General features: G+C 59.1%; 12 protein-coding genes and 1 rRNA gene. 1 reads left to right on the top strand and 12 read right to left on the bottom strand.

What is annotated here, in order from left to right; translation table 11 throughout:
* Positions 1-366: 366 nt before the first annotated feature.
* From gltX to ACFPB1_RS19595, 4 genes are all read right to left on the bottom strand, one after another.
* A complete protein-coding gene (gene gltX / locus ACFPB1_RS19610; RefSeq protein ID WP_379227806.1) occupies positions 367-1,824 on the bottom strand; it encodes a glutamate--tRNA ligase in 1,458 nt (485 codons plus the stop codon).
* A 40-nt stretch (positions 1,825-1,864) separates the two neighbouring features.
* Positions 1,865-2,350 carry a 2-C-methyl-D-erythritol 2,4-cyclodiphosphate synthase gene (ispF, locus tag ACFPB1_RS19605; RefSeq protein ID WP_379227805.1) on the bottom strand — a complete coding sequence of 162 codons (486 nt, stop codon included), beginning with the start codon at positions 2,348-2,350 and terminating at the stop codon, positions 1,865-1,867.
* Positions 2,347-3,069: a 2-C-methyl-D-erythritol 4-phosphate cytidylyltransferase gene (gene ispD, locus ACFPB1_RS19600; protein WP_379227804.1), complete on the bottom strand. Its 723-nt coding sequence runs from the start codon at positions 3,067-3,069 to the stop codon at positions 2,347-2,349. Before ispD ends, ispF begins: the two co-directional genes overlap by 4 nt.
* Positions 3,070-3,161: 92 nt before the next feature.
* Positions 3,162-4,256, bottom strand: coding sequence for a PIN/TRAM domain-containing protein (locus ACFPB1_RS19595; protein ID WP_379227803.1), 1,095 nt, complete (start codon positions 4,254-4,256; stop codon positions 3,162-3,164).
* 189 nt (positions 4,257-4,445) lie between these two features.
* Between ACFPB1_RS19595 and ACFPB1_RS19590 the strand changes: the two genes are divergently transcribed.
* The gene (locus tag ACFPB1_RS19590; protein ID WP_208850199.1) at positions 4,446-4,841 is read left to right on the top strand and encodes a DUF1573 domain-containing protein; all 396 of its coding nucleotides are present in this window, start codon (positions 4,446-4,448) and stop codon (positions 4,839-4,841) included.
* A gap of 111 nt (positions 4,842-4,952) precedes the next feature.
* Here the strand turns inward: ACFPB1_RS19590 and pssA are convergent, their stop codons facing one another.
* The 8 genes from pssA to rrf form a co-directional block, all read right to left on the bottom strand.
* A complete protein-coding gene (gene pssA, locus ACFPB1_RS19585; RefSeq protein WP_379227802.1) occupies positions 4,953-5,708 on the bottom strand; it encodes a CDP-diacylglycerol--serine O-phosphatidyltransferase in 756 nt (251 codons plus the stop codon).
* Between the two features lie 157 nt (positions 5,709-5,865).
* Entirely contained in the window at positions 5,866-6,942 is a 1,077-nt protein-coding gene (disA, locus tag ACFPB1_RS19580) for a DNA integrity scanning diadenylate cyclase DisA (RefSeq protein WP_379227801.1), read from the bottom strand.
* Positions 6,943-6,956: 14 nt separating this feature from the next.
* Entirely contained in the window at positions 6,957-8,324 is a 1,368-nt protein-coding gene (radA, locus tag ACFPB1_RS19575) for a DNA repair protein RadA (RefSeq protein WP_379227800.1), read from the bottom strand.
* 133 nt (positions 8,325-8,457) lie between these two features.
* Entirely contained in the window at positions 8,458-10,917 is a 2,460-nt protein-coding gene (locus tag ACFPB1_RS19570) for an ATP-dependent Clp protease ATP-binding subunit (RefSeq protein ID WP_379227799.1), read from the bottom strand.
* Positions 10,918-10,919: 2 nt separating this feature from the next.
* Positions 10,920-12,002, bottom strand: a complete 1,083-nt coding sequence (locus tag ACFPB1_RS19565) for a protein arginine kinase (RefSeq protein WP_379227798.1) — start codon at positions 12,000-12,002, stop codon at positions 10,920-10,922.
* A gap of 14 nt (positions 12,003-12,016) precedes the next feature.
* A complete protein-coding gene (locus tag ACFPB1_RS19560; RefSeq protein ID WP_379227797.1) occupies positions 12,017-12,559 on the bottom strand; it encodes a UvrB/UvrC motif-containing protein in 543 nt (180 codons plus the stop codon).
* A 35-nt stretch (positions 12,560-12,594) separates the two neighbouring features.
* Complete coding sequence (locus tag ACFPB1_RS19555; protein WP_379227796.1) at positions 12,595-13,056, bottom strand: CtsR family transcriptional regulator; 462 nt, start codon at positions 13,054-13,056, stop codon at positions 12,595-12,597.
* Positions 13,057-13,377: 321 nt separating this feature from the next.
* Positions 13,378-13,494, bottom strand: a 5S ribosomal RNA gene (gene rrf / locus ACFPB1_RS19550).
* Positions 13,495-13,662: the final 168 nt, after the last annotated feature.

Raw genomic sequence — 13,662 nt, 5'->3', positions numbered from 1 at the left:
GGTTCCACTCTGCTTCGCGCCGCCAAGGTACGACCAGGCTGCGCGATCTCGGTTCGTCCGTAACGGGGACGACGGCGTCGTCTTCCACCCTGCCGGCGGCAGTTCGAAGACGCGGCTCCCAGGCGCAACGTCTATTTCCGAAAATCGGCGACTTCCAGCCGATCGCGTGAAGCGCCTAGCGTGCGCGGCTCCGTGCGAAAGGTCGCCATCTCTGGAATTTTCGATTGAAGTAGACGATCCTGTTCCTTGCCTTATGCATCTAAAGGGTGTTGGGTTCGAGCTGCGAATAAGTACTTCAAGTATAGCCCACCATCCCTCAACTGACAAGTGGCCGTGCGCCCTGCGGGCGCTTCGGCCGCGCCGGCTTCAGCCCAGACGGGCCGCGAGCCGCGCCTCCACCTTCGTCTGGCCGAGCAGCACGATGGTCGCATTCAGGTCGGGACCATGGGTTTGGCCCGTCAGCGCCGCGCGGATGGGCATGAACAGCTGCTTGCCCTTGAAGCCGGTCGATGTCTGCACGGCTTTGATCGCGGTCTTCACGCCGTCGACCGTGAACTCGCCCAGCGCCTTGACCTGCTCCAGGAACGCGCCGAGCACGGCCGGCACCTGATCTTCGGCCAGCACGGCCGCCGCGTCCGCTTCGTCCGCCGGCTCCGGCAGGAAGAACAGCTCCGTGAGCGGCACGATCTCGGAAGCGGAGCGCAGCTTATCCTGATACAGCGCGACCAGATCGTTCACCCACGCGCGCTGGCTCTCGGTCAGCATGCCGGTGACGCGGCCAGCGGCTGCCAAGTGGGGCAGGCACAGCTCCACGACGCGGGACAGTTCCGTCTTCTTCATGTATTCGTTATTCATCCACGCCAGCTTGTTCGTGTCGAACAACGCCGGGCTCTTGCTCAGCCGGTTCGCCGTGAACGCCGCGATGAGTTCGTCCTGCGTGAAAATCTCCTGCTCGCCTTCCGGCGACCACCCGAGCAGCGCGATGAAATTGAACAGCGCCTCCGGCAAATAGCCGAGCTTGTCGTACTGCTCGATAAACTGAATGATCGACTCGTCGCGTTTGCTCAGCTTCTTGCGGCTCTCGCTGACGATCAGCGTCATGTGAGCGAACGCCGGAGGCTCCCAGCCGAACGCTTCGTAGATCATTAGCTGGCGCGGCGTGTTGGAGATATGGTCCTCCCCGCGCAGCACGTGACTGATGGCCATCAGGTGATCATCCAGCGCCACGGCGAAATTGTAGGTCGGAATGCCGTCCTTCTTCACGATGACGAAGTCGCCGATGCCGTCCGACTCGAAGCTGATCTCGCCTTTGACCATGTCATTGAACGTATAGGTCTTGCCTTCGGGCACGCGGAAACGAATGCTCGGGACCCGTCCTTCCGCCTCATAGGCCGCCTGCTGCTCCGGCGTCAAATTGCGGTGCTTGCCGGAATAACGCGGCATCTCGCCGCGCGCCGTCTGCTCTTCCCGCTCCTGCTCCAGCTCTTCTTCGGTGCAGTAGCATTTGTAGGCGAGACCGCGGTCGATCAGGTCCTGCCAGTACTGCTCGTAGATATCGAGCCGCTCCGTCTGGCGGTACGGTCCGTAGCCGCCGCCGATATCGACGCTCTCGTCCCAGGTGATGCCGAGCCATTTCAAATACGTCAGCTGGCTCTCCTCGCCGCCCGCGATGTTCCGCTTCACGTCGGTGTCTTCGATCCGGATAATGAATTTCCCGCCGAGATTGCGGGCGAATAAATAATTGAATAAGGCCGTTCGGGCATTCCCGATATGCAGATGCCCCGTCGGCGACGGCGCATAGCGCACCCTGATTTGATCGCTCATGACCGCTCGATTCCTCCCGTCAACGCTTTGTATTGCTGAATCATAGCACAACTTTCGCGAGGCAGACAACCGCCTGCGCGGCGATTCCTTCGCCCCGGCCCGTGAATCCGAGCTGCTCCGTCGTCGTCGCTTTGACGTTGACCTGTCCGCCCTCCTCCGCTTCGAGCGCGCCCGCGATGACGTCGGCCATTTGCGGGATGTACGGCGCCATCTTCGGCTTCTGCGCGATAATCGTCGCGTCGACGTTGCCGAGCTTGTAGCCCCGCTCCTTCGCGAGTCCCCAGACGTGCCGCAGCAGCTGCAGGCTGTCCGCGTCCTTGAACGCCGGATCCGTGTCCGGAAAATGCTTGCCGATGTCGCCAAGTCCGAGTGCCCCCAGCACCGCATCGCTGATGGCGTGCAGCAGCACGTCGGCGTCGGAATGGCCGAGCAGCCCCCGTTCGTACGGAATCGTCACGCCCCCGATGATGCACGGGCGCCCCTCTACCAACTGATGCACGTCGAACCCTTGTCCCACTCGAATCATTCGTCCGTCCCTCTCTCCCGCGCACGGCTTGCCAGCAGAAATTCCGCGTACGGCAAATCGTCCGGCGTCGTGATTTTGATGTTCGTGTAATCCCCTTCGGCGACCGCCACCGGTACGCCGAGCCGCTCGACCGCCGCCGCGTCGTCGGTGCCGACGAACCCGTCCTCCCCGGCCCTGCGCAGCCCCCGTTCCAGCAAAGAACGGCGAAAAGCCTGCGGCGTTTGAATCGCCCACAAGCTTCGCCGTTCGGGTGTCGCGGTAATGACGCCGTCTTCGTTCACTTGCTTGATCGTATCTTTCACGGGTACGGCCAGCACCGCGGCCTCCGTCGCCAACGCCTTCGCCATGCACCGGCGCACGGCCTCCCGCGAGACGAATGGCCGGACGCCGTCGTGCACCATCACCCAATCGACCTCGCCGCCCAGCGCCGCCAGCCCCCGCCCCACGGAATGCTGGCGCTCGCCGCCGCCCTCCAAGATGGAAGCGACTTTATGCAAGCCGTGCTTGGCGACGAGCGCTTCGCAGCGCTCGATATCCGGCCGGCCGACGACCAGCGCGATTTCCGCGATCTCGTCCATCGCCTGGAACGTCTCCAGCGTATGGACCAGGATGGGCTTGTCCCGCAGCAGCAAATACTGCTTGCTCTCGGCTGTCCCCATCCGGGTGCCGCGGCCCGCCGCCACGACGACGACGCCCCATGTTGCCTTTGCTTCCGCCATGCCTCTACCGCCTCGCCGTAAACTTCGATGTCCGCGGGGAACCGCAAGCAAGGCGCCTCGCCCGGACATCATCCGTGTACTATCATACCGCGTTACAGCGCTTTTTCCAACAGCTTCGGCTTCGCGAAAATCATTCGGCCCGCGGACGTCTGCAGCACGCTCGTGACCAGTACTTCCATCGTCGTACCGATATAATCCCGGCCGCCCTCGACGACGATCATCGTGCCGTCGTCCAGGTAGGCGACGCCTTGGCCGTGTTCCTTGCCATCCTTGATGACCTGCACGACGATCTCCTCACCGGGCAGCACGACCGGCTTCACGGCATTGGCGAGATCGTTGATGTTCAGCACGGAGACGCCCTGCAGCTCGCACACCTTGTTCAGGTTGAAATCGTTCGTGACGACTTTGCCATGCAGCGCCTTGGCCAGCTTCACGAGCTTGCTGTCCACTTCGCCGTCTTCCATGTCGCCCTCGTAGATGAGAACCTTGACGTCCAGCTCTTTCTGAATCTTATTCAAGATGTCGAGCCCGCGGCGTCCGCGGTTGCGCTTGAGCAGGTCCGACGAATCGGCGATGTGCTGCAGCTCCTCCAGCACGAACTCCGGAATGACCAGCGTGCCTTCGATAAAGCCTGTCTTGCAAATATCCGCGATCCGGCCGTCGATGATGACGCTCGTATCGAGAATCTTATGCTCCTCGTACGTGCTCTCTTCTTCTGCTCGCGCCGGCTTCGCGGCACGCTCCGCGAACGCCGCGATGGTCTGCGCCAGCTCTTCGCGCTTGTTCAGGCCGATCCGCATCCCGGCATAGCCGAGGAAGGCCGTCAGCGTCACCGGAATGAGCAGCCATGTGCCCTCGAGCCCCGACAGCGCCGGGTACAGCAGCGCCGCGAGCGCCAGGCCGCCGAGCAGCCCCGCGCCGCCCGAGAACAGCTCGCCCGTCGGCATGGCGGACGCCTTGTCCGCGCCTTGCTCGATCCATTTGGTCAGCGGTCCCGCCATTATCGTCGCGAGCGCGAGGCCGCAGGCAGCGCCGATGCCTACGCTCATGTAATAGCTTCCCGAATGCTGCATAATGCCGTTCGCGGGCGCCGCCCAGCTTAGACCGCCGTTTGCGGAGCCGAATAGCTGCGCCCCCATGACGCCGCCAAACCATAGCCCGATTCCTTGAATCATGCGTTTCATCATATAAATCCACCTCCACTACCAATTATGTTCCAATTTCTGTCACGTTAATCGCGCGGAGGCGGCGAATGCATTAGAAATTATTAACTTGCCTTCCGGATGGGACAAAACGCGGAAATCCGTTTTGAAATGATCCCCCGGGAGGCTTATAATGGTACCAAAGCAACCCATTCCTGAAATGAGGTGGATACGATGAACGCACCAACGTTGGAGCAATTCCAGCAGCAAGTATCCGAACTGCTGCTGCGTCATCGAAGCTTGCTGGACGTTCTGTCCAAATACGGTCAATCCGGCGCTTCCGTGAATCGCGCCGTCGCCAAAGCCGTTACCGAGTGCGGGTGCATCGAGCTCAACGCCCGCAAGCAGCCGTACGAAGACGACTTTAACCTGGAGAAGGCCAAGAGAAAGCTGCACCATCATATCTCCGGCGAGCTCTGCGAACATTGCAAAGAAGCGATCCAGAACGAACTGGGCCGCAACCTCTTCTATATGTCGGCCATGGCCAATCTGCTCGACATCAAGCTCGACGACGTCATCGAACGGGAGTCCGACAAGTGCAGCACGCTAGGCCTGTTTAATCTCACGTAAACCGCGGCCTCATCCGCCGGCCGGACCGTTCGCGGTCCTGGCCGCAAACGACAAAGACCGCCCGGCTTCTCCCGAAGGAGAAATCAGGCGGTCTTCTTGTGTTCACACGGATTATGCGCTATGTTCTCCGTTGACGGCCGATTCTTCTTGAAGCTGATTCTCGAGCCGGCGCTTCCGTTTTTTATTCGGGAGACGGCGATCAACGTTTTTTTTTAGGCCGTACAGCGCGTAGAGCACGAGCGGCACGAAAATGATTTTGGACAAGTGGTGCGGAAACAGGATGCCCAAGCCGACCGCGATTGCGACGATGATAGGCACGACCCAGATCGCGTGCTTCGGAATGCCCAGCTTCTTGAAGTTCGGATAACGGATCGTGCTGACCATCAGGAACGAGAGCACGAGCGTGCTCGCCATCAGGACGGACAAGGCGATGTCTTTGTGGAACAAGGCCAAGGTGGCCAGTACGCCGCCGGCGGCCGGAATCGGCAGCCCAATGAAGTAGCCCGGCATGCCGGAAACGACGTTAAACCGGGCCAGCCGGAGCGCCCCGCAAATCGGGAACAGCGCCGTGATGATCCAGGCCGGGGCCGGATTCAGTTCTTGAAAGGCTACGCTATACATAATGAAAGCCGGTGCCACCCCGAAGGAGATGACGTCCGAGAGAGAATCCAATTCTTTGCCAAATTCACTTTGCGCGTTCAGCGCGCGCGCAACCCGCCCGTCGACGCCGTCCATCAGCATGGCGATGATGACCATCATCGCGGCCAACTCGGGCTTGGCGTTATCCGGAAAAACCAATATAACGGCAATGATGCCCAAAAACAAATTCGCCACCGTAAAAAGACTCGGTATCGACTTCGTGATCATTTGCTCCACCTCATCTTTACTATGCCCCAAAACCGACCGTCGCAGTAATGAAGGGCAAACTTGTGAAAAAAGCTTCGAAATCGAAGCTTCATCATCGGCAAGGCGTGAATTGTAAGTTGTACCCAGCTTCTCGTTGCATTCCCCCATTGTATGGGATTTAAATTTGTCTGTCAATGAACATCTGCTCTTGAATCCGCTTCAAACCTTCCTTGATCGCCCGCGCCCGTACTTCTCCGATCCCGTCCACGGCGTCCAATTCTTCGATCGTGGCCATGAGCACGTGCGGCAGCGTGCCGAACTTCTCGACCAGGTTGTTGATGATGCCCGCCGGCAGGCGCGGGATGCGGCTGAGCAGCCGGTATCCGCGGGGCGCGACCATTTCCTCGGCAGATGCGTTGATGCCGCCGTAGCCCAAGGTTTTCAGAATTTGCGGCAGGTCAAGGAGCTCTTCCGACGAGAGCTTGCGGATATTCGTGCGAATGTCCTTCACGCGGTCTTCGTTGGGGTCCTTGGCGTAATCCTTGAGCAGGAACCACGCTTCCTCCTCCACGCCGCCGACCAGCTCATCCATCTGCATGCTGATGAGCCGGCCTTCCGTGCCGAGCTCGTTCACGTAGCGCTTAATCTCCATTTTGACGCGGATAACCATTTCGACCCGCTTGATGACGTGCGCCACTTCCTGCAGGGTGACCATTTCCTCGAACTCCAGCGCAGACAGGTTCGTGAAGGATTGGCCGAGCACCGCTTTATATTTCTCGAGCGTCTGAATCGCCTGATTGGCTTTCGTCAGGATGACGCCCATTTCCTTCAACGAGTACCGGAACTGGCCCTGGTACAGCGTAATGACGTTCCGCCGCTGCGAGATGGACACGACCAGCTTGCCCGTCTGCTTGGCTACGCGCTCCGCCGTCCGGTGCCGAATCCCCGTCTCGCTGGATGAAATCGAGCTGTCCGGAATGAGCTGCGTGTTGGCGTACAAGATTCGCTTGCGATCCTCGCTCAGAATGATGGCGCCGTCCATCTTGGCCAATTCGTACAGATAGTTCGGGGAGAAGTCGCAGTTGATGGAAAATCCGCCGTCGACCACTTCCATCACCTCCGGACTGTAGCCGACCACGATGAGCGCCCCCGTCTTCGCCCGCAGGACGTTGTCGAGTCCTTCGCGGAACGGCATGCCGGGCGCGACCATCTGCAGCAGCTGATTCACCATTTCCGCTTGGTTCGTCTCTTTCACATCGTTTCCCCCCTTTATCCGAATGCCGCGGACAGCGCTTCTGCGACCGTCTCGACGCCGATGATTTCGATTCCTTTGGGCGGAGTCCACCCCTTCAAGCTTTTCTTCGGCATAATGACGCGCTTGAAGCCGAGCTTCTGCGCTTCCTTCACCCGCTGCTCCGCGCGCGACACCGCGCGCACTTCGCCCGTCAGCCCGATTTCGCCGAAAAACACGTCGAACGGCCTCGTCGGCGCGTCCCGGAAGCTCGACGCAATGCTGACCGCCGCGGCCAGGTCCACTGCCGGTTCGTCCAGCCGGATGCCGCCGGCAACGTTCAAATACGCGTCTTGCGTCTGGAGGAACATGCCCATCCGCTTCTCCAGTACCGCGACGATCAAGGTCATGCGGTTGTGGTCAATGCCTGTCGCCATTCGTCGCGGCGAGGGGAAATTCGTCGTCGCCACGAGCGCCTGCATTTCGACGAGAACCGGCCGCGTCCCTTCCATGCTCGCCACGACGGTCGAGCCCGACACGCCCATCGGCCGCTCGGACAGGAACAGCTCGGACGGATTGTTGACCTCCCGCAGCCCGTCCTCGACCATTTCGAAGATGCCGATCTCGTTGGTGGAGCCGAACCGGTTCTTCACCGCCCGGAGCAGCCGGTATGTATGATGCCGCTCCCCCTCGAAATAGAGCACGCAATCCACCATGTGCTCGAGCATCCGCGGTCCAGCGATGGCGCCTTCCTTCGTAACGTGGCCAACGAGCACGGTCGCGATGCCTTTAATCTTCGCCACCCGCATGAAATGCGCGGTGCACTCCCTCACCTGGGAGACGCTGCCCGGCGCGGACTGCACCTGCGGATCGTACACGGTCTGAATAGAGTCGATGACGAGAAAATCGGGGTTCACCGACTCGATCGCATCGTTGATCTGTTCCATGTTCGTTTCGCAGAGCACGTACAGCGTATCCGACAGCGCGCCGAGGCGGTCGGCACGAAGCCGCGTCTGGCGAACGGACTCCTCGCCGGAGATGTACAGCACCGTCAGCTTTTTGGAAGCCAGCGCGTGCGACGTTTGCAGCAGCAGCGTCGATTTTCCGATCCCCGGATCTCCGCCCACGAGAATGAGCGAGCCCGGTACGACGCCGCCTCCGAGAACGCGGTTGAGCTCCAGATTGGAGGTCTCGATCCTCTTTTCTTGACCACTTTCTATATGTATGATAGGTCGCGGCTTTTCTTTCGTCTGAATGAGCGGCGAGCCCATTCCTTGCGTCTTGACCACCGTTTCCTTCTCTTCCACCATCGTATTCCACTGCCCGCAGCCGGGGCATTTGCCCATCCATTTGGGCGATTCGTTGCCGCATTCGGTGCATGCGAACTTGGTTTTAAGTTTTGCCATGAGCGGCTCCTTATGCAAAAGACGTAACATTAAAAGTTTACCATTTCTAACGGTGCGATTAAACCTAAAATTACGCTAAAAAATCCCCCTTGTTTCCCGCGGCGGCGGGAAACAAGGGGGATGCGCCAAATGTTTATTTCGTTGCCGGTTCTTCCGTCGCAGGCGCGCTGTCGGTATGCGTGACCGTCAGTCCGCCATCTTTCTCGTCGATGATGAGCGTATGGCCCTTGGCGATCTTGCCGAGCAGCAGGTCCTCGGACAACCGGTCCTCGATATGCTTTTGGATCGCCCTGCGCAGCGGACGCGCACCGTACTGCGGATCGAAGCCTTCTTTCGCCAGAAACGCCTTCGCGGCATCCGTGAGCGTGAAGTCGACTTCTTGTTCGCGCAGCCGTTTGCGCAGCTCGTCGGACATAAGCGTCACGATTTGCGCGATATGCTCCTGCTCCAGCGAGTGGAAAACGATCGTTTCGTCGATCCGGTTCAGGAACTCCGGACGGAAGCTTTTCTTCAGCTCCGCCAGCACCTTCTCCTTCATGACGTTGAAATCGCGGCCCGCATCCTGGGCGGCCGTGAAGCCGAGCGAGGAATTGCGCTTGATTTGATCCGCGCCGACGTTCGACGTCATGATGATCAGCGTGTTGCGGAAGTCGACGACACGGCCCTTCGAATCCGTCAGGCGGCCGTCTTCCAATACTTGCAGCAGGATGTTGAACACTTCCGGATGGGCTTTCTCGATTTCGTCGAGCAGCACGACCGAATACGGCTTGCGGCGGACTTTCTCCGTTAACTGGCCGCCCTCTTCGTAGCCCACGTAGCCCGGAGGCGCCCCGACCAGCCGCGACGTGGAGTGCTTCTCCATGTACTCCGACATGTCGATACGGATGACCGCGTTCTCGTCGCCGAACATCGCTTCCGCGAGCGCGCGGGCCAGCTCGGTTTTACCGACGCCGGTCGGGCCGAGGAAGATGAACGAGCCCATCGGGCGCTTCGGATCCTTCAAGCCGGCGCGGGCTCTGCGGATAGCACGGGCTACCGCTTTAACCGCTTCGCTTTGTCCGATGACGCGGTCATGCAGAATGTCTTCCATCTTCAGCAGACGCTGCGTCTCTTCTTCGGCCAGCTTCGATACCGGGATGCCGGTCCAGCTCGCCACGACTTGCGCGATGTCCTCCGGCGTCACCTCGGAATCCGTGCGGCCCTGCTTTTCTTTCCACTGGTTCTTCGTCACGTCGAGCTCCTCGCGGATCTTCTGTTCCGTATCGCGAAGCGCGGCCGCTTTCTCGAACTCTTGGCTTTGCACGGCGGAGTCCTTCTCCTTGCGGATGTCCTCCAGACGGTTCTCCAGCTGTTTGAGATTCGGCGGTACCGTGTACGATTTCAATCTTACTTTGGAACTCGCCTCGTCGATCAAATCGATCGCTTTGTCCGGGAGGAAACGGTCCGTAATATAACGGTCCGACAATTTCACGGCTTGCTCGATGGCTTCGTCCGTGATTTTGACCCGGTGATGCGCTTCATAGCGGTCGCGAAGGCCATGCAGGATTTGGACCGCTTCTTCCGGCGACGGCTGGTCGACCGTGATCGGCTGGAAACGGCGTTCCAAAGCCGCATCCTTCTCGATGTACTTCCGGTATTCGTCCAACGTGGTTGCCCCGATGCACTGCAGCTCGCCGCGTGCGAGTGCCGGTTTCAGGATGTTAGAGGCGTCGATCGCGCCTTCCGCGCCGCCTGCGCCGATCAGCGTATGCAGCTCGTCGATGAAGAGTACGATGTTTCCGGCTTGACGAATTTCGTCCATGATTTTTTTCAAACGGTCCTCGAATTCGCCGCGATACTTCGTGCCGGCGACGACAGAGCCCATGTCGAGCGTCATGACGCGCTTATCGCGGAGCGTCTCGGGAATTTCGCCGGCGATGATCTTCTGGGCGAGGCCTTCGGCGATGGCCGTTTTACCGACGCCGGGCTCCCCGATCAGGACCGGATTGTTTTTCGTTCTGCGGCTGAGCACCTGAATGACGCGCTCGATTTCTTTGCTCCGGCCGATAACCGGATCCAGATTGCCGTCTTTGGCGTATGCCGTCAAGTCGCGCGCGAGTCCATCCAGCGTCGGCGTGCTGACATTGGATGGCGCCCCGTGGTTGCTGGACACCGCTTCGCTGCTGCCGAGCAGCTGCAGCACTTGCTGGCGCGCCTTGTTCAGGCTGATGCCGAGGTTATTGAGGACGCGGGCGGCGACGCCCTCGCCTTCGCGAATCAGGCCGAGCAAAATATGCTCCGTCCCGACGTAAGTGTGACCCAGCTTCCGCGCTTCGTCCATCGATAGCTCGATGACCTTCTTCGCGCGCGGCGTGTACGCGATATTGGTAGGTTGCTCCTGGCCGCGGCCGATCAGCGTTTCGACTTCGTCCTGAATTTTCTCGAGGCTCAATCCAAGCCCGATCAGCGCTTTGGCGGCGATGCCTTCGCCTTCCCGGTTCAAGCCGAGCAAAATATGCTCCGTCCCGATATTGTTATGGCCGAGACGAACCGCTTCTTCCTGCGCTAATGCGAGCACCTTCTGCGCGCGTTCGGTAAATCTTCCAAACATCATGTTCACACACCCCCATGATCGGATAGACAAGACTTCAACTGCTTGCGTATAAGTTCCGCACGCCGGACGTCCCGCAGTTCAGGCGACATTTTTTCATGAAACACCTGCTGCAGAAATCCTGGCTGCGTTAATACCATCATTTCGTTCATCGCTTGCGGCGTAACGTCCGGAATCAGTCCGAGATCAATCCCGAGACGAACGTCCGACAAACGCTGCGACGCCTCCTTGGAATCCATGACCATCGCATGGGAAAGGATACCGTAAGAGCGTCTAACGCGATCCTCGAGCCGGACCCGCGATTCCTGCAGCAGCCGCTGCCGCGCCGCCCGTTCGTGCTCGATGATTTGGCGAACGACGTTGTGCAAGTTCTCGATGATTTCCCCCTCGGACTGGCCGAGCGTAATCTGGTTCGAGATTTGAAACAGGTTGCCCGTCGCTTCGCTGCCCTCGCCGTAAATCCCCCGGACCGCCAACCCCACTTGCGTGATCGCCGACAGGATGCGGTTGATTTGCTGCGTCAGCACCAGCCCCGGCAAATGCATCATCACCGAGGAGCGGATGCCCGTTCCGACGTTGGTCGGACAGCTCGTTAAGTACCCCCTGCGTTCGTCGAACGCGTAATCGGTGGCCTCTTCAAAAATATCATCAATGCGGCTGGCCAATCCCCAGGCTTCCTTCACTTGAAACCCCGGGTACAAACACTGGATCCGCAAATGATCCTCTTCGTTCACCATGATGCTGACGGCTTCGTTCTCGCTGAGCATCACCGCGCCGCTGCGCGACTCGTTGGCCAAGTTCGGGCTGATCAAATGCTTCTCGACGAGTACCCTTCGTTCCAGCTCGCTGAGCTGCGAAAGCTCGATCGTCTCGAAATCGCCGATTTCCCGAAGCTTCCCGTTCTTCGCCACGGCGGTCAGCTTCTCCATCACATCCATCGCCTGCTGCTTTGTAGCCAGCATCGGAAACGGATGTCCCGACAAGTTGCGGGCGATGCGAATCCGGCTGCTAATGACGACGTCCGAATCGGGACCGTTGCCCTTCATCCAATCGCTCAGCGCTTCATCGACATAAGACCGCTTCGACACTTCGAATCACCTTCCTACCCGTGCCTTTCCTCTTCGTCGGCCGAATTGCGTTCCAGCTCGCGAATCCGGTCCCGGACCTTCGCCGCGTTTTCGAAATCCTCCTGCTCGATCCGCGTCTGCAAATCGCGCCGGAGCTCCTCGATCTCGCGCTTCACCTGGATTTTGACGCCTGCCCGCTTCGGAATTTTGCCGACATGCGTCGTGTTGCCATGCACCCTTTTCAAGATCGGGTCCAGTTTGCCGCCGAATTGAGTGTAGCAATTGCTGCAGCCGAACCGGCCCATTTTACTGAATTGCGTATACGTCAATCCGCAGTTGTCGCAGCGGAGCTGTTGCGCCTGCTTGGCGCTGAAGTTATTCACGCCGCCGCCGCTCTGCTCGAAGTCGAGCAAGCCGGACAACAAGCTGTGGATGGAGAATCCGTTGGCCGTGCCGGGAATTCCTTCGCCCCGTTCACGCGCGCATGATTCGCAGATATGGAATTCCGTCTTCTCCCCGTTAACGATTTTCGTAAAATGAAGCGTAGCCGGCTTCTTCTCGCATTCCTGACAAAGCATCCCGCACTTTCCCTCCTCTTGCAAGGCTGCGCAGCCTACTTCATGAGCAGCGTGACCAGCATTGCCCTAAGCAGCCTGGCCCGGATTTCGTCGCGCAGGGGGAGCTTCACGGCCAAGGAATCGCGAGACATTGCCGCCCGAAGCAAGTTCGCTTCCCTGCGGGTAATATGCTTGCCCTCCTCCAGCTGATAAATAACCCCTTCCGCCGTATCCTGGTCCACTTGCTCGCCTATCGTTTGCGCGAGATGTTCCTGGAGGGCGGACAGCGTAGGCAGCTCTACGCGTTGGATGCGGATATAACCGCCGCCTCCACGCTTGCTTTCGACGAAATAGCCTTTCTCCAGCGTAAAGCGGGTGCTGAGAACGTAATTGATCTGGGACGGCACGCAAGAGAAGCGGTCCGCCAAATCATTACGCTGCAGTTCAACCGCGCCGCCGGGGCTTTCCTTTAGCATATGCTTCAGGTACTGCTCGATGAGATCGGAAATGTTGCGCATTTCGCCAACCTCCCTAAATTGCCCAAAAGCCCTTCGGTCAAGAAATCATAATTATCCAAGTATTTAGTTAAATTGACTTTGACTTTCTTTGACCTTAATTTCATTATACGCAAATTTCCCAAAAGGTCAAGCGGGTTCCGGCCATCGAATGACGGCCCTGACCTTACTAGCTTTGGGCGGATCCAACCCATTTATACGCGGAGAGGCGGCATATCCACAACATTCCGAGCATTTATTGCTTACAACCACAATATGATTACCCGCAGCGCAAAGATAGTTAAACAACAAAAAACCGACTGCATGCTGCAATCGGTTCATCGTGCTTGGCAACGTCCTACTCTCCCAGGACCCTGCGGTCCAAGTACCATCGGCGCTGGAGGGCTTAACGGTCGTGTTCGGGATGGTTACGCGTGGTTCCCCTCCGCCATCGCCACCAAACGGGCGTCTTCCTTATTCGGAAACGCGGGTCTTGCTCAGAGCTTGCCACCCTGAAAACTGGATACGAACCCTTGCGAAGGTCTTGCTTAGCTGATGCGATGTAGATTGGATAAGCCCTCGACCGATTAGTATTCGTCAGCTCCACGCGTTGCCGCGCTTCCACCTCGA

This window comes from Paenibacillus sp. GCM10023250 (genome assembly GCF_042653205.1).
Lineage (GTDB): Bacteria > Bacillota > Bacilli > Paenibacillales > Paenibacillaceae > Paenibacillus_Z.
The sequence above is the reverse complement of the archived record's forward strand: the minus strand, read 5'-3'. Positions and strand labels throughout refer to the sequence as shown.